Source organism: Mycobacterium sp. E3339, from assembly GCF_001666915.1.
In the GTDB taxonomy this organism is placed as follows: Bacteria; Actinomycetota; Actinomycetes; order Mycobacteriales; family Mycobacteriaceae; genus Mycobacterium.
Window position 1 is genome coordinate 21,928 of the sequence record NZ_LZIZ01000165.1, and the last position, 13,975, is coordinate 35,902.

General features: G+C 67.6%; 18 protein-coding genes and 2 pseudogenes. 15 read left to right on the forward strand and 5 right to left on the reverse strand.

Annotated elements, in window-relative coordinates:
• Window positions 1-86: 86 nt before the first annotated feature.
• Genes ychF through A5702_RS15095 form a run of 3 tightly spaced genes read left to right on the forward strand, consistent with a single transcriptional unit; the run spans window position 87 to window position 2,212 of the window.
• On the forward strand, window positions 87-1,160 hold the full coding sequence (gene ychF / locus A5702_RS15085) for a redox-regulated ATPase YchF (protein ID WP_068221666.1): 1,074 nt from the start codon (window positions 87-89) through the stop codon (window positions 1,158-1,160).
• Between the two features lie 40 nt (window positions 1,161-1,200).
• On the forward strand, window positions 1,201-1,770 hold the full coding sequence (locus tag A5702_RS15090) for a dihydrofolate reductase family protein (protein WP_068221668.1): 570 nt from the start codon (window positions 1,201-1,203) through the stop codon (window positions 1,768-1,770).
• A gap of 43 nt (window positions 1,771-1,813) precedes the next feature.
• Window positions 1,814-2,212 carry a VOC family protein gene (locus A5702_RS15095; RefSeq protein ID WP_068221670.1) on the forward strand — a complete coding sequence of 133 codons (399 nt, stop codon included), beginning with the start codon at window positions 1,814-1,816 and terminating at the stop codon, window positions 2,210-2,212.
• A gap of 28 nt (window positions 2,213-2,240) precedes the next feature.
• On the opposite strand, the gene A5702_RS15100 is transcribed toward A5702_RS15095, so the two are convergent.
• Window positions 2,241-2,735: a nitroreductase family deazaflavin-dependent oxidoreductase gene (locus A5702_RS15100; RefSeq protein ID WP_068221672.1), complete on the reverse strand. Its 495-nt coding sequence runs from the start codon at window positions 2,733-2,735 to the stop codon at window positions 2,241-2,243.
• A gap of 78 nt (window positions 2,736-2,813) precedes the next feature.
• Between A5702_RS15100 and A5702_RS25755 the strand changes: the two genes are divergently transcribed.
• From A5702_RS25755 to A5702_RS15120, 5 genes are all read left to right on the forward strand, one after another.
• The gene (locus A5702_RS25755) at window positions 2,814-3,185 is read left to right on the forward strand and encodes a hypothetical protein (protein WP_082956078.1); all 372 of its coding nucleotides are present in this window, start codon (window positions 2,814-2,816) and stop codon (window positions 3,183-3,185) included.
• Between the two features lie 33 nt (window positions 3,186-3,218).
• The gene (locus A5702_RS15105) at window positions 3,219-3,806 is read left to right on the forward strand and encodes a VOC family protein (protein ID WP_068221674.1); all 588 of its coding nucleotides are present in this window, start codon (window positions 3,219-3,221) and stop codon (window positions 3,804-3,806) included.
• Between the two features lie 8 nt (window positions 3,807-3,814).
• Window positions 3,815-4,177: a hypothetical protein gene (locus A5702_RS15110; RefSeq protein ID WP_068221676.1), complete on the forward strand. Its 363-nt coding sequence runs from the start codon at window positions 3,815-3,817 to the stop codon at window positions 4,175-4,177.
• Between the two features lie 131 nt (window positions 4,178-4,308).
• Entirely contained in the window at window positions 4,309-4,851 is a 543-nt protein-coding gene (locus tag A5702_RS15115) for a peptidoglycan endopeptidase (RefSeq protein WP_197506572.1), read from the forward strand.
• 311 nt (window positions 4,852-5,162) lie between these two features.
• Window positions 5,163-5,486, forward strand: coding sequence for a putative quinol monooxygenase (locus A5702_RS15120; RefSeq protein WP_068221680.1), 324 nt, complete (start codon window positions 5,163-5,165; stop codon window positions 5,484-5,486).
• On the opposite strand, the gene A5702_RS15125 is transcribed toward A5702_RS15120, so the two are convergent.
• A complete protein-coding gene (locus tag A5702_RS15125) occupies window positions 5,483-6,175 on the reverse strand; it encodes a guanylate cyclase (protein ID WP_068221682.1) in 693 nt (230 codons plus the stop codon). The genes A5702_RS15120 and A5702_RS15125 overlap by 4 nt on opposite strands.
• Window positions 6,176-6,245: 70 nt before the next feature.
• Between A5702_RS15125 and A5702_RS15130 the strand changes: the two genes are divergently transcribed.
• The gene (locus A5702_RS15130) at window positions 6,246-6,455 is read left to right on the forward strand and encodes a hypothetical protein (protein ID WP_055405643.1); all 210 of its coding nucleotides are present in this window, start codon (window positions 6,246-6,248) and stop codon (window positions 6,453-6,455) included.
• Here the strand turns inward: A5702_RS15130 and A5702_RS15135 are convergent.
• On the reverse strand, window positions 6,407-7,231 hold the full coding sequence (locus A5702_RS15135; RefSeq protein ID WP_068221684.1) for an adenylate/guanylate cyclase domain-containing protein: 825 nt from the start codon (window positions 7,229-7,231) through the stop codon (window positions 6,407-6,409). The genes A5702_RS15130 and A5702_RS15135 overlap by 49 nt on opposite strands.
• A gap of 126 nt (window positions 7,232-7,357) precedes the next feature.
• Between A5702_RS15135 and A5702_RS15140 the strand changes: the two genes are divergently transcribed.
• Window positions 7,358-8,764, forward strand: coding sequence for a glucose-6-phosphate dehydrogenase (locus A5702_RS15140; RefSeq protein WP_067817400.1), 1,407 nt, complete (start codon window positions 7,358-7,360; stop codon window positions 8,762-8,764).
• Window positions 8,765-8,779: 15 nt separating this feature from the next.
• The gene (gene gnd, locus A5702_RS15145) at window positions 8,780-9,802 is read left to right on the forward strand and encodes a phosphogluconate dehydrogenase (NAD(+)-dependent, decarboxylating) (protein WP_067817397.1); all 1,023 of its coding nucleotides are present in this window, start codon (window positions 8,780-8,782) and stop codon (window positions 9,800-9,802) included.
• On the opposite strand, the gene A5702_RS15150 is transcribed toward gnd, so the two are convergent.
• Window positions 9,799-10,662: an alpha/beta fold hydrolase gene (locus tag A5702_RS15150; RefSeq protein WP_055405588.1), complete on the reverse strand. Its 864-nt coding sequence runs from the start codon at window positions 10,660-10,662 to the stop codon at window positions 9,799-9,801. The two genes, gnd and A5702_RS15150, sit on opposite strands and share 4 nt — an antisense overlap.
• A 111-nt stretch (window positions 10,663-10,773) precedes the next feature.
• On the opposite strand from A5702_RS15150, the gene A5702_RS15155 reads away from it, so the two are divergent.
• The 3 genes from A5702_RS15155 to A5702_RS15165 all read left to right on the forward strand — a co-directional run bounded on the left by A5702_RS15155 (window position 10,774) and on the right by A5702_RS15165 (window position 13,506).
• Window positions 10,774-11,247 carry a VOC family protein gene (locus A5702_RS15155; protein ID WP_067817395.1) on the forward strand — a complete coding sequence of 158 codons (474 nt, stop codon included), beginning with the start codon at window positions 10,774-10,776 and terminating at the stop codon, window positions 11,245-11,247.
• Between the two features lie 111 nt (window positions 11,248-11,358).
• On the forward strand, window positions 11,359-12,264 hold the full coding sequence (locus A5702_RS15160; protein WP_068221686.1) for an alpha/beta fold hydrolase: 906 nt from the start codon (window positions 11,359-11,361) through the stop codon (window positions 12,262-12,264).
• On the forward strand, window positions 12,265-13,506 hold the full coding sequence (locus A5702_RS15165) for a WS/DGAT domain-containing protein (protein WP_068221688.1): 1,242 nt from the start codon (window positions 12,265-12,267) through the stop codon (window positions 13,504-13,506).
• 2 nt (window positions 13,507-13,508) lie between these two features.
• Here the strand turns inward: A5702_RS15165 and A5702_RS15170 are convergent.
• Window positions 13,509-13,811 (reverse strand): annotated as a pseudogene (locus A5702_RS15170) (MarR family transcriptional regulator); the annotation flags it as partial.
• Between the two features lie 9 nt (window positions 13,812-13,820).
• Between A5702_RS15170 and A5702_RS25760 the strand changes: the two are divergent.
• Window positions 13,821-13,975 (forward strand): annotated as a pseudogene (locus tag A5702_RS25760) (MarR family transcriptional regulator); the annotation flags it as partial.

Here is a 13,975-nt window from a genome sequence, read left to right on the forward strand (position 1 = left end):
CGTAAATGCCTCGTCGGGATGCCGGGCGTGCCATGCCCCGGAGCCGGAGGGGCGGCGCCCCCGCCGACCCCTAGACTTGAGTCCCTGTGAGCCTGAGCCTGGGAATCGTGGGTCTGCCCAACGTGGGTAAGTCGACGCTGTTCAACGCCCTGACCCGCAACGACGTGCTGGCGGCCAACTACCCGTTCGCGACTATCGAGCCGAACGAGGGCGTCGTTCCGCTGCCCGATCCGCGACTGGACAAGCTCGCCGAGCTGTTCGCGTCGCAGCGCACCGTCCCGGCGCCGGTGACGTTCGTGGACATCGCCGGCCTGGTCAAGGGCGCGTCCGAGGGGGCCGGCCTCGGCAACAAGTTCCTGGCCCACATCCGCGAATGCGACGCCATCTGCCAGGTGGTCCGGGTGTTCTCCGACGACGACGTGACGCATGTGGCCGGTGAGGTGGATCCCCGCTCCGATATCGAGGTCGTGGAGACCGAGCTGATCCTGGCCGACCTGCAGACCCTGGAGCGCGCGCTGCCGCGGCTGGAGAAGGAGGCTCGCACCAACAAGGAGCGCAGGCCGGTGTACGACGCGGCGGCCGCCGCCCAGGAAACCTTGAACGGCGGCAAGACGCTGTTCGGCGCCGGGGTGGACGCCTCCCTGCTGCGTGAGCTGAACCTGTTGACCACCAAGCCTTTTCTGTATGTCTTCAATGCCGACGAGGCGGTGCTGACCGACGCGGCGCGCGTCGCCGCGCTGCGTGAACTGGTGGCGCCGGCCGACGCGGTGTTCCTCGACGCGGCCATCGAGGCGGAGCTGAACGAGCTCGACGACGAGTCGGCGACCGAACTGCTCGAGTCGATCGGGCAGACCGAACGCGGCCTGGATGCGCTGGCGCGCGCGGGTTTTCACACCCTGAAGCTGCAGACGTTTTTGACGGCGGGCCCAAAAGAGGCGCGCGCCTGGGTGATTCACCAGGGCGATACCGCACCCAAGGCCGCCGGGGTGATTCACACCGACTTCGAGAAGGGCTTCATCAAGGCCGAGATCGTGTCCTACGACGACCTGATCGCCGCGGGCTCCATGGCGGCGGCCAAGGCGGCCGGCAAGGTCCGGATGGAGGGCAAGGACTACGTCATGGCCGACGGCGACGTGGTGGAGTTCCGCTTCAATGTCTAGGGCTCGATGACTTCTGCTCATCGCGCAGGTCTTTAATACCGTGGGAACCCTCTGTTACACCGCGACGGTGTCTCTCGACGGCTACGTTGCCGACGGCAGCGGCGACTTCCAGTGGTCGGCCCCGAGTGATCCGGTGTTCGCCGCCCATGTCGACCGCATGGCTGAGGTGTCGACCGAAGTGTTGGGGCGGAAGACTTTCGCGCTGATGCAGTACTGGGAGACCGATTCAGAGGACGAAGAGTGGGGCGCGGCGGAGCGGGAGTTCGCCCAGCGCTGGCGGTGCATCCACAAAGTGGTGGTTTCGTCGACGCTGACGCGCGAGGAGATCGACTCGGACCGCGTCCGTCTGGTACCCGAACTGCGCTTGGCCGAATTGAAGCGGATCGTCGCGCGGGCCGAGGGCATAGTCGAGATCTTCGGACCCACCACCGCGGCCGCCGCGATCCGAGCTGGCCTGATCGACGAGTTCCAGTTCTTCGTGGTGCCGAAGATGGTGGGCGCAGGCCTACGTGCCCTACCCGACGGCGTGCGCCAGGATCTGAGTCTCGCCGCGCACAGCGTGTTCGACGACGGCACCGTTCATCTGCGATTCCTGTCTCGCCCCCCGTGAAGTTTCAAGCGACTTGTCGGTGGGCGCACGTAGCGTGCACGGCGTGAAACTTGTGTCCATCCGCATCATCACCGCCGACGTGAAGCTCCTCGTCTCGTTCTACGAGTCGGTCACTAAAGCGGAGGCCGTCTGGGCCAATGACCTGTTCGCCGAGATTCCCACGCCGGTGGGCACGCTGGCGATCGGTAGCGACAAGACCGTTCCGCTGTTCGGCGCCGGGTCCGCCGAGCCCGCGGCGAATCGAAGCGCCATCGTCGAGTTCATGGTCGACGACGTGGACGCCGAATATGAGCGCCTGCGCGCCCAATTGGACGAGGTCGTCACCGAGCCGACCACCATGCCCTGGGGCAACCGGGCGTTGCTGTTCCGCGATCCCGACGGGAACCTCGTCAATCTGTTCACTCCGGTCACCGACCAGGCCCGCGCCAAGTTCGGGGTTTAGCGGCTCGCTGGAGCTGCCGCGTGAGTTTCTAGCGCGGCTTCAGCCGGAAGATCGGAATGTCTCGGCCCGCGGGCGCGGCCTGATCCCGGTAATGGGCGTAACCCGAATAGATCCGGTTGGCCAGTTCGAACAGTCGGGCGTACTCGTCGGGATCTTTGACCGGCTGGGCGGTGAAGGGCTGGCCGCCGAACTCGCAGTCCGGATGCGCCTTCAAGTTGTGGTACCACTGCGGGTGTTTGGTGCCGCCGAAGTTCGAGGCGAGCAGGATGACGTCGGGCCCGTCGTGGAAGTAGGTGAGTTGCACTTCGCGCTTCTGGCCGGACTTGGCGCCCGTGGTGACGAGCGGGGCGTTGATGATCGCGCCCATGTTGACCCGCCCGCCGGTGAGACGAAACAGGTACGGATCGGTATGGCGCGCGATGTGACGGGCCATGAACTGCCCCGCGCGCGAACGTCCGAATCGAACACTGGCCCGATACAACGCGCCCCGTCGCTTATGCGGGTCCACGTACCGCAGCGGCATGTCCCGACAATACGTGCGCGGCATCGAGGCAAACTTTGGGGCTTGCCTGGATTCCGGTCTGGGGGAAATGCTCTAGGGATGGTGGAACGAGTGCGGCCGTGGGTCTGGCGGTTCGCGGAAACGTTGGTGGGCTGCGCGTTGGCGTTGTCCGGCCCTGCGCTGGCGAGCGGCGTGGCCCACGCGGCCCCGACCTCGCACTGGTGCCCCGGCAGTCCATGGGACCCGAGCTGGGGCACCGTCTACGACTGGGACTGGCATCAGTGCCACGACTGGCAAGGGCCGGCGGGCCAGAGCTTCCCGGCGGGTGCGGGACCGTGGGGACCGACGCCCTTCTGGGCGCCGCCGCCACCACCGCCACCCTCGTGGGCACCCGGCGCCAAGCTGATGTGGAATCCGACCGGCGCCGGCAATTGGGGATTCTGGAACCACGGGATCTGGACTCCGGTCTGACGGAGGGGTCGAACGGTCGCGGGAGGAGGCCTGATGCGGTGGCGGGGTGTGTGTCACGTCGAGTTCGCGGTTCTGGACTATGACGAATCGATCGCGTTCTACGACGCACTGTTCGGCTGGCTCGGCTACAGCAGCTTCTCCTCTCTGAACATGGAGTACCAGTCGACGTATTACATGACGCGTAATGCCAACCCGCACAGCTACATCGGCATCCAGCCGGCCCGCTCCGGAGGGAAGCTGACGCACCGCGACCAGGCGGTCGGGATCAATCACGTCGCCCTGTGGGCCCGCGGCAGGCGAGAAGTCGACCGCTTCCACCGCGAGTTCCTTTGCGATCGAGGCATCCCGGTGACCGACGAGCCGAAGGAGTACCCGCAATACTGGCCCGGTTACTACGCCGTGTTCTTCGACGACCCGATCAACGGGATCCACTGGGAGCTGGCGTGGGTTCCGAAAGTCCCTACCCCTCCACAATTTTGGCGGTTCTATCGGTCAATCCGTGCTTTCGCGAAGGTGAGACCCGACCTGGCCGACACGGTGCCGGGCGTCCTTTGGCAGGCCAGGAGAACACTGCCAACCGCGTCGAACCCGACAAGTTGCAGGCTCCCGTCGCGGCGTTAGAGTGAGGCGTGGTCACCGGGGATAACCCTGACAAGGCCGACGAGCTCGAACGCCGGGCCGCCGCGCTCGATGAGCGCGAGGATGCGGTCGAAGAGCGTGAGGTCGAGCTCAAGAGGCGCGAATGGCTGGCCGGCAGGCGCGATCGGGTCGCCGATAATCGCGATCGAATCGCCGATGACCGCGAACGGGCGGCGGACGAGCGGGAGCGGCGCGCCGACGAACGCGAGGGCACGGCCGCGGAGCGCGAGCGCGAGCGCATGCGGCGGGAGGACGACCAGACGAAGCGGTCGGAGGCCCGCGAGAAGCGTGACCAAGCCAGCATCGACCGTGAGATGGCCGAGTCCGAACGAGGCTACGAGCCCGACCGGTAAGTTTGCTGGCTAGCGATCTGCGGCGCGGGCGCATTTGCGCTAATGTGGGGCGTAAGCCATTATCCGCTTAGCGAATGACGTACGCCACAATTTTTGGCGAACATTCGCAGCTATTGCTAGCGTCCCCGGCCATGGTAGTACTTGCAACATTGATGTCATTGATCAATCAGGTTTCTGGGACGCCTTATATTCCGGGCGGAGATTCTCCCGCCGGGACGGATTGCTCGGGGCTCGTTTCCTGGGTTGCCAATGCGGCATCCGACCGGCCGGTCTTCGGAAACCGGTTCAACACCGGAAATGAGGAGGCGGCTTTGTTGGCGCGCGGCTTCCAGTACGGAACCGCCCCCAACGCCCTCGTGATCGGGTGGAACGGCGGCCACACGGCCGCCACGCTGCCGGATGGGACCCCGGTAGCCAGTGGTGAGCGCGGTGGCGTGCACATCGGTGGCGCCGGCGCCTACCAGGCGGGCTTCACCCACCACATGTTCCTGCCCATGCCCGACACCGAGGGAGTCCTGCCCCCGCCGCCGGACGCGCCGCCCCCGCCACCGGACGCGCCGCCGCCGCCGCCGGATGCTACGCCGGTCCTGGTCGACGCCATGGCCCCCGCGCCCCCGGCTCCGCCGGCGCCGGAATTGCCGCCGCCCGGCGATCCGGGAATTGCGAATCCCTAACGAATTGAATTCGCGAAGGCCTCAATCTATTGCGTGACTATTAGACGCGTATAGGACACGCAAATAGCACGGGCCGTTGTGCGAAGTGAAATAGCTCCGAATACACAGCAACTGTGAGCCAGGCCACTTTGCGCGGTGCTTCAGCGCTTCGCGATTAGCACGCGAGCAAACCGATAGTGCGCCTCGGGCATCCATTCCGATGCCCGGGGCGCACTTTGCTGGCGGCGCCCCCGACCGGTTGCGAATATGCTGGTGCCTGCTCGGCGGCGTCGAGCGGGCACACTTCCAGACGAGCGAGGCGGGGGCCGGCCATGATCTTCATCGTCGTCAAATTCGAGACCAAAGCGGACTGGACGGACCGCTGGCCCGATCTCGTCGCCTCTTTCACCGCGGCAACGCGCGCGGAGGAGGGCAACCTGTGGTTCGAGTGGTCGCGCAGCCTGGACAACCCCGCCGAGTACGTCTTGGTAGAGGCGTTCCGTGACGACGAGGCGGGCGGCGTCCACGTCAACAGCGACCACTTCAAGCGGGCGATGCGCGAGCTTCCCCAGGCGCTGAAGTCCACGCCCAAGATCATCAACCAGACGATCGACGCGGCGCGGTGGTCCGAACTGAGTGAGATGGCGGTCGACTAGCCGACTTCGCCTACGGTGACGGCGATTTCGTCGCCCAGCCGGTAACCCGGCGCGAGCGGAAGCACATCACCGCTCCAGAACTTGCCCGGGTCGAACCAGTTCGTGTCCTTGTCGGTGTTGAGCAGCCCCATCTCCTCGTAGGTGATCGCCACCGTCTCCGCGCAATAAGCCGTGGAAAGGCTCATCTTGCGCTGTTCCCGTCGGCGCCGGGTCTGCTCTCGAATCTTGCTGTCCACCAACGGGATTCCGCGCACCCAGTCGTTGATGGTGGGCAGGCGCCCACGGAACCAGCGACCGGTCAGCCGGGCGGTGGTGGGAAACGCCGTCCCGTCCATGCGCGCGATCACGCGCAGCAGCTTGTTCTCCTGGTCGCGGGTGGGATTCGGCGTCAGCTGACGCAGCCAGCACCGCTGCTGGTATCGCTGGGTCCACTGCAGGACCGCCTGCTGCAGGTCGTTGAGTTGCACGCCGCGGTGGTTGGTGCCGGTCCACATGTCGACGAGCTTGTCGCCCAACTCGGCATGCCAGATCAACGGCGGCAGGTCGTCGATGGCCACCGTCATGCCGACGTGGTTCACCGGGGCGTTGGTCAACGTCTGAATCGCGCGGTCGGGCCGCGAGCGCCCGCGGAACAACCAAAGATCGCCGGTGCGAGTTTCGTTCAGCGCCTCATCGAGGGTCAGCGTCATGAGCCTGTCGATGCCTGTGTCCGGTTGCAAGAGCACACAAAGTTAATCACAGGGCGCATACGCTGTGGTGATGCGCAGTGTGTGGAAATGGCTTGGGCTGGCCGGCGTCGCCGGCGTCGTCGCCGGCGGCGCGCTGGTGGTTCGCGACCAACGCAAACGGCGCGCCTACACCGCCGACGAGGTCCGGTCGCGCCTGCATCAACGGCTGGCCGAATACGAAGCGGATGGTTTTCAGTCCAGATCGGGATCGGGCGGGGCCTCCACCGCGAACAGCGAATAGGTCCCCGAAAAGCCTTTCAGTTCAACCTCGCGGCCCTCGTCGAAGCCAATGTCGTCGCAGTCGGAAAGGGCATCCCGCACCGGTTGACTCACCAAGATCTCGCCACCGGCGGCCTTGGCCGCCACCCGCGCCGCCATCGCGACGTTGCGGCCGAACAGGTCGTCGCCGCGGCGTACTGAGCGACCCATGTGGATGCCGATCCGAACGCGAATCTCCTCGTGCCGCTTGCGTTTTGCGTCCTTGCGAAGTGCGCGCTGTAGGTCGACGCCACATCGCACCGCTTGGTCGGCGCGGGAGAAGGCGACCATGAAACCGTCGCCCTGGCTCTTCACCACGTGACCGGACCGCTTCTGCACCAGGTCCGACACCAGCTTGTCGTGCGCCGCAATGAGCTTGACCCAGGCCCGGTCGCCGATGCGCTCGTTGAGGGCGGTGGATTCCTCGATGTCGGAGAACAGGATCACCACCCGGCCGTCCGGCGTGACCCGGGCCAGGTCGGGCCGCTCCACCTCGGCCCAGTCGGCGAGGTCCTCGATCGAGCTGCGTACGGCCGCGCCGAACCCTTCCTTGCGCAACAGGTTGGCGGTGTTCCACACCCGCTTGACCGCCTCGCGCCCACCGGACAGCAGCTGAGTGCGAGCGTCGGTGCGGTGCCGCAACTCCTCGATCTCCTCGCGGCTGCGCACCAGCAGGCGGGACAGCACGGCGAGGCCGACTCCCTCGATCACGGCGAGGCCTGCCAGTACGTAGACCGTGATATGCAGCGCGTCGCCCACGCAAGCATCCTGCCAAATGCCGCGATGGCGTGAGGTTGTCGGGCCTGGGCGCGGTGTCTAGTGTTAGGTCCGACCGCCGCGGGTAGTGAGTCTTCAAAGAGCCAACGACTATCGAAGGGTGCGGGCTTGGCTGACGGCGGTGACAGCTCCTCGAACAAGCTGGTGATCTTCGGCATCACCGGCGACTTGGCGCGCAAGATGACCTATCGCGCCCTGTACCGCCTCGAGGCGCGCGAGTTGTTGGACATCCCGATCATCGGGGTGGCCAGCGACGACATCCCGCTCGAGAAACTCGTCGAGCGGGCCCGCGACGCCATCAAGGCCTCCGGTGAGAAGTTCGACGACGCGGTGTTCGACCGTCTGGCCGGCCGGCTGTCCTACCTGCACGGCGACGTCACCGACGAACAGCTCTACGGCCAGCTCGCCCAGAAGATCGGCAAGGACTGCCGCCCGCTGTACTACCTGGAAATGCCGCCGTCCTTGTTCGCGCCGATCGTCGAAAACCTGGCCAAGGCCGACCTGCTGGAGTGCGCGCGCGTCGCGGTGGAAAAGCCGTTCGGCCACGACCTGGCCTCCGCGCGGGACCTGAACGCCCGGCTGCGCGCGGTGCTCGACGAGGACCAGATCCTGCGCGTCGACCACTTCCTGGGCAAGCAACCCGTCGAGGAACTGCAGTACCTGCGCTTCGCGAACAACGCCCTGGCCAAGGTGTGGGACCGCGACAGCATTTCCGAAATCCACATCACCATGGCCGAGGACTTCGGCATCGAGGACCGCGGCAAGTTCTACGACGCGGTGGGCGCCCTGCGTGACGTCGTGCAGAACCATTTGCTGCAGGTGCTCGCGCTGGTCGCGATGGAACCCCCGGTCGGTCCCAGCGCCGACGACCTGAACGACAAGAAGGCCGAGGTGTTCCGGGCGATGCCCGCGCTGGATCCCGAGCGTTGCGTGCGTGGCCAGTACCGCGGCTACACCGACGTCGACGGCGTGGCCAAGGATTCGCAGACCGAGACCTATATCGCGCTGCGCACCGAGATCGACAACTGGCGCTGGGCAGGCGTGCCGATCTTCCTGCGTGCGGGAAAGGCGCTGCCGGAGAAGGTCACCGAGGTGCGGATGTTCCTCCACCACGTTCCGGGGTTCTCGTTCCTGCCGAACCGCCGGCCGCCCGAGCCCAACCAGATCGTGCTGCGCATCGATCCCGATCCGGGCATGCGTCTGCAGTTGTCCGCCCAGGTCGGCGACGGCTGGCACGACGTGCACCTGGACTCCTCGTTCGCCGAGGATCTCGGGGAAGCCGTGCGCCCCTACGAACGACTCCTGTACGCCGCGCTCACCGGGGATCGGCAGCTGTTCGCCCGGGAAGACGCGATCGAGGAGACCTGGCGGATCGTGCAGCCGGTGCTGGACAAGCCGGGCCGGATCCACCACTACGACCAGGGCACCTGGGGACCCGAGGCCGCGCAGTCGTTGCTGCACGGCCACCGCAGCTGGCAGGAGCCGTGGCTGCCTAAGCAGACGTCGTCACAGTAAGGAGATCGAGAAGAGATGCAGCTCGGGATGATCGGCCTCGGCCGGATGGGAGCGAACATCGTCCGCCGGGTCGCCAAGGACGGACACGAATGCGTGGTCTACGACCACAACCCCGACGCCGTCAAGGCGATGTCGGGGGAGGAGCGAACCACCGGGGTGTCGTCGCTGCAGGAGCTCGCCGAGAAGCTGACCGCGCCACGGGTCGTCTGGGTGATGGTGCCGGCGGGGACCATCACGACGGGGGTCATCGACGAGTTGGCCACCACGCTGGAGGCCGACGACATCGTGATCGACGGTGGCAACTCGTACTACCGCGACGACATCACCCACGCGAAGACGCTGTCGGACAAGGGAATTCATCTACTCGACTGCGGCACCAGCGGAGGCGTGTGGGGCCGGGAACGCGGCTACTGCCTGATGATCGGCGGCGACGACGACGCTTTCCTGCACGCCGAACCGATCTTCGCGAGCGTCGCACCCGGGGTGGACGCGGCGCCGCGCACCCCCGGGCGCACCGGTGAGGTCGCGCGATCGGAAAAGGGTTACCTGCATTGCGGGCCGTCCGGCGCCGGGCACTTCGTGAAGATGGTGCACAACGGCATCGAGTACGGAATGATGGCCTCGCTCGCCGAGGGGTTGAACATCCTGCGCAACGCCGACATCGGCAAGCACATCGAGCAGGGGGACGCCGAGACGGCGCCGCTGTCGAATCCGGAGTACTACCAATACGATTTCGACATCCCCGAGGTCGCCGAGGTGTGGCGCCGCGGCAGCGTCATCGGCTCCTGGCTGCTGGACCTGACCGCGAGCGCGCTGCGCGAATCGCCCGACCTCAAGGAGTTCTCGGGACGGGTCTCCGACTCAGGGGAGGGCCGCTGGACCGCCATCGCGGCGATCGACGAGGGAGTGCCGTCGCCCGTGTTGACGACCGCGTTGCAGTCCCGCTTCGCCTCGCGGTCACTCGATGACTTCGCCAACAAGGCGCTGTCGGCGATGCGCAAGCAGTTCGGCGGTCACGCGGAGAAGCCGGCTAACTAGTGCCGTTTGACGAACTTCACCACGGCGTCGCTGAACGCGTCGTTGTCGTCGCCGGCCGCCGTGTGCCCGGCGTTGGACAGCTCGACGAACTCCGCGCGGGGCACGGTGGCGAGGAAATGGCGGACCCCTTCGGGGCTCACGACGTCGGACAGCTTCCCGCGGATGAGCAGGACGGGAATCGACAGGCTCTTGGCGGCCTGCTCGAACTTCTCCGTCCGGAGCTCGGGATCGTCGCCGGGTTTGGTCATGAACGCCGGGTCCCAGTGCCAGTACCAGCGGCCATCGCGTAGGCGCAGGTTCTTCTTCAGCCCTTCGGGGCTGCGCGGCTTCTCCCGGTACGGCAGGTAGGCGGCGACGGCGTCGGCGGCCTCGTCGAGAGAGTCGAAACCGTCGAGGCCGCTGATCATGAAGTCGCGAATGCGCGCGCTGCCGCCCTTCTCGAAGCGGGGCACCACGTCGACGAGGACCAGGCGGGTCACGCTCGCCGGGCCGGCCCGGTGAGCGGCGAGGATGCCGGTCAGGCCGCCCATGCTCGCCCCGATGATCATCACCGGCCGGCCGATCGCGCCGATCACCTTCAACACGTCGGCGGTCAAAGTGTCCACGTCGTAGTCGGCGTTGGGTGCGCGATCGCTGTCCCCGTGGCCACGGCTGTCCAGCGCCACGACGTGCAGGCCCTGATCGGCCAGGACTTGGCCGGTGTTCTTCCAGGAATGCCGGTTCTGGCCGCCGCCGTGCAGCATGAGCACGCTGGGCCGTCCCGCACCGTCGGTGCCGCGATTCCACTCGTCGGCGACCAGGGTGATCCCACCGGCCCCGGAAAACTCGACCGTCTCGGGGGTGCTGGTGACGGTGCTCATGCGACCTGACGTTACCTAGACCGTTTCCAGGGTCGACCGCGCGGTGACTTTTCGCCGCCGGCGGGGTCTGTCATGACGTACCGAAAGAGCCGACAAGGAGGCCACGACCCCATGCCAGCGATCACCCCGTCGTTATGGTTCGACCACAACCTGCAGGAGGCGGCCGAGTTCTACACCTCGGTGTTCCCCAACTCGCACATCGAGGGGTTCAACCGAACCACCGAGGCCGGACCGGGTGAACCGGGCACGGTCCTGTCGGGCAGCTTCGTGTTGGACGGCAGCCGGTTCATCGGCATCAACGGCGGCCCGCACTTCCAGTTCAGCGAAGCCGTGTCCTTCACCGTCCACTGCAAGGACCAGGAGGAGGTCGACTACTACTGGGAGCGGCTGACCGATGGCGGCGAGGAATCGCAATGCGGTTGGTGCAAAGACCGCTTCGGGCTGAGCTGGCAAATCGTCCCCGACCGGCTCTACGAGCTGATCGGCGGCCCCGATCGGGCCCGCGCGGCGGCCGCCACCCAAGCGATGTACGGCATGCGGAAGATCATCATCGCCGAGCTGGACAGCGCCGCCGCGCAGGTGTAGCGAAACCGACTGCGGCATAGTCGCTTTGACTCCCATGGGCATGCGGTCGGTGCGTCGTCGACCCGCACGCGTTAGGTTGGTCGGTGCGGACGCGCCGAACAGGGAGTCAATATGGGTGAACCAGGCTGGATCGACGTGCCCAGCCCCGCCGGGGACCTGAAGGCACTCACCTGGGGGCCACGCGATGCCCCCGTCGCGTTGTGCCTGCACGGCTTCCCCGACACCCCCTACGGCTTTCGCAAGATCGCCCCGCGGCTCGTCGACGCCGGGTGGCGGGTGGTGGCGCCGTTCATGCGCGGGTACGCGCCGTCGTCGATCGCCGCCGACGGCAGCTATCACGTCGGGGCGATGATGGACGACGCCCTGCGGGTGCGCGAGGCAGCGGGGGGCACCGACCGTGACGTGGTGATCGGCCACGACTGGGGAGCGATCGCGGCCACCGGCCTGGCCGCCATGCCCGACAGCCCGTTCACCAAGGCGGTGATCATGTCGGTGCCACCCTCGGCGGCGTTCCGTCGCCGGGGCGGCGCCGCGGAACGCGGGCGACTGGCCGGGCACCTGGCGCGTCAACTGCTGCGCAGCTGGTACATCATGTACTTCCAATTGCCTTGGCTGCCCGAGCGTTCCGCGTCCTGGGTGCTGCCGCTGCTGTGGCGGCGGTGGTCGCCGGGCTATCGCGCCGACGAGGACCTGCGCCACGTCGACGCGGCGATCGGCACGCCGGAGAGCTGGCGCGCGGCGCTGGGGCCGTACCGCGCCACGATCCGCAACACCCGGCCGCCGGCGCGATATGCCAAATTGAACGAGCTGTGGACCGCGGAGCCCGTGTGGCCGTGCCTGTACCTGCACGGCCGCGACGACGGTTGCATGACACCGGCTTTCGCCCGCTGGGCGGAGAAGGTGTTGCCGCCGGGCAGCGAGGTGGCGATCGTCGACCACGCGGGACACTTCCTGCAGCTCGAACAGCCCGACAAGGTCGCCGACCTGGTGCTCGGGTTCATCGGCTCAGCCGGCTGAATGGCCGCGCAGCGGATGGCCGCTGTCGACGCGCAGTTCTACTGGATGTCGGCCAAGATCCCCAACGACGAGTTCCTGCTGTACGCGTTCGACGGCGAACCCGCGGACTATTCGGCCGCCGTCGAGCAGGTGTTGGGGCGGGCCCGCGCCTGCCCGGAGCTGGCCCTGCGGGTCCGCGACCGCGGCCGGCTGAGGTACCCGCAGTGGGTGCCGGCGGTCGTGACGGCCGACCGGGTGGTGCGCCACGACCTCGACGGCCCGACGTGGGCGAGTTGCCTGGCGGCCGTCGTCGCCCTGTCCGCTGATCAGCTGGACGTCCAACGGATGCCCTGGCGGCTGCACGTCTTCACCCCCGTGCTGGGCATCCCGGGCGTCACCGGCCCGGCGAGCGTGGCGGTCATGCAGGTCGCGCACGCGCTGGCGGACGGGGCGCGAGCGTCGGCCATGGCGGCCTGGCTGTTCGGCCGGGCGGATCTCGTGCCCGCCGTGCGACGGTTGCGGTCCGGCTTCCTGCCGTGGCGCGCCGCCCGGGCGGCTCGGGCGCATCGCCAATTGACCCGCGACATTCGCTCCGGGGTGGAGGCCGCCGGCGCCGGCCCGCGGCCCCCGCTGCCGACGAACGCGCGGCCCGGGCCGGCCCGATCGGTGCGCACGCTGGTGCGACACCGTTCGCAATTGCGCGGTCCCACGGTCACGGTGGGCGCGCTGAGCGCGGTGTCGACGGCCCTGTCCCAGCTGCTGGGCGATGCCGCCGACACCCTGGGCGCCGAGGTGCCGATGGCCAAACCCGGTGCGGCGCGGGCATATAACCACTTCGGCAACGTCACGGTTGGCCTGTACCCGGCGCTGGACGTCCAGGCCCGCGAGGAACGGATCGCCGCGGAGCTTGCCAACGGACGGCGTCGCTTCGCCCACCCGGCGACGCGCCACGCCGACCAAGCCTTCGCCGCGGTGCCCGCGTCGCTATTGCGCTGGGGCGTAGCCCAATTCGACTTCGACGCCCGCCCTTCGCAGGTGTCCGGCAACACCGTGCTGTCCAGCGTGAACCGCGGGGCCGCCGACCTGGCCTTCGGTGACGCCCGGGTGGCGCTGACGGCGGGCTACCCGGCGCTGTCGCCGGCGATGGGCCTGACACATGGCGTGCATGGCATCGGCGACACGATCGCGATCAGCGTGCACGCGGCCGAGACGGCCGTTCCCGACATCGACACCTACGTGCGGTTGCTGGACGAGGCGCTCTAGCCCTACTGCGCGTCGCCGGATCGGGCCGCCTCCTCGCGCGTCAGGCCGACCGCGGAGATCAGCTCCTCGTGCAGCTCAAACCACACGGTGTGATACGAGTCCATGAGCGGCCTGGTCAGCCAGGCGGGGTCCCCATCGCGGATTTTGCGCAGCGCCGCAACAAGTTTCGCCGAGTAGATGCTCAACCGCGGCAGCTGAGCCGCGGCCGCCTCGACGATCGGCAGCACCCGCGCGTGCACCTTGTCGAGCCGGGCCAGCACCGCGGCATCGTATTCCGCGTCGTCGTGGGTGTTGGCGCTGCCGCCCGGGCCACGCTGGAAGCCGCCTACGACGACTTTCGTCCGGTCAACGCCGATTTCAAGTCTCTCGTGACCGACTGGCAGCTCAAGGGCGGCCCGGGCGGCAGCGCCAACACCCACGACGACGCGGAATACGATGCCGCGGTGCTGGCCCGGCTCGACAAGGTGCA

Coding starts and splice junctions, on each gene's coding strand:
- A5702_RS15100 (WP_068221672.1), bottom strand. CDS start 2,735: ATGCCGCTGCGGTACGTGGACCCGCATAAGCGACGGGGCGCGTTGTAT.
- A5702_RS25755 (WP_082956078.1), top strand. CDS start 2,814: ATGGTGGAACGAGTGCGGCCGTGGGTCTGGCGGTTCGCGGAAACGTTG.
- A5702_RS15105 (WP_068221674.1), top strand. CDS start 3,219: ATGCGGTGGCGGGGTGTGTGTCACGTCGAGTTCGCGGTTCTGGACTAT.
- A5702_RS15115 (WP_197506572.1), top strand. CDS start 4,309: ATGGTAGTACTTGCAACATTGATGTCATTGATCAATCAGGTTTCTGGG.
- A5702_RS15120 (WP_068221680.1), top strand. CDS start 5,163: ATGATCTTCATCGTCGTCAAATTCGAGACCAAAGCGGACTGGACGGAC.
- A5702_RS15125 (WP_068221682.1), bottom strand. CDS start 6,175: ATGACGCTGACCCTCGATGAGGCGCTGAACGAAACTCGCACCGGCGAT.
- A5702_RS15130 (WP_055405643.1), top strand. CDS start 6,246: ATGCGCAGTGTGTGGAAATGGCTTGGGCTGGCCGGCGTCGCCGGCGTC.
- gnd (WP_067817397.1), top strand. CDS start 8,780: ATGCAGCTCGGGATGATCGGCCTCGGCCGGATGGGAGCGAACATCGTC.
- A5702_RS15150 (WP_055405588.1), bottom strand. CDS start 10,662: ATGAGCACCGTCACCAGCACCCCCGAGACGGTCGAGTTTTCCGGGGCC.
- A5702_RS15155 (WP_067817395.1), top strand. CDS start 10,774: ATGCCAGCGATCACCCCGTCGTTATGGTTCGACCACAACCTGCAGGAG.
- A5702_RS15160 (WP_068221686.1), top strand. CDS start 11,359: ATGGGTGAACCAGGCTGGATCGACGTGCCCAGCCCCGCCGGGGACCTG.
- A5702_RS15165 (WP_068221688.1), top strand. CDS start 12,265: ATGGCCGCGCAGCGGATGGCCGCTGTCGACGCGCAGTTCTACTGGATG.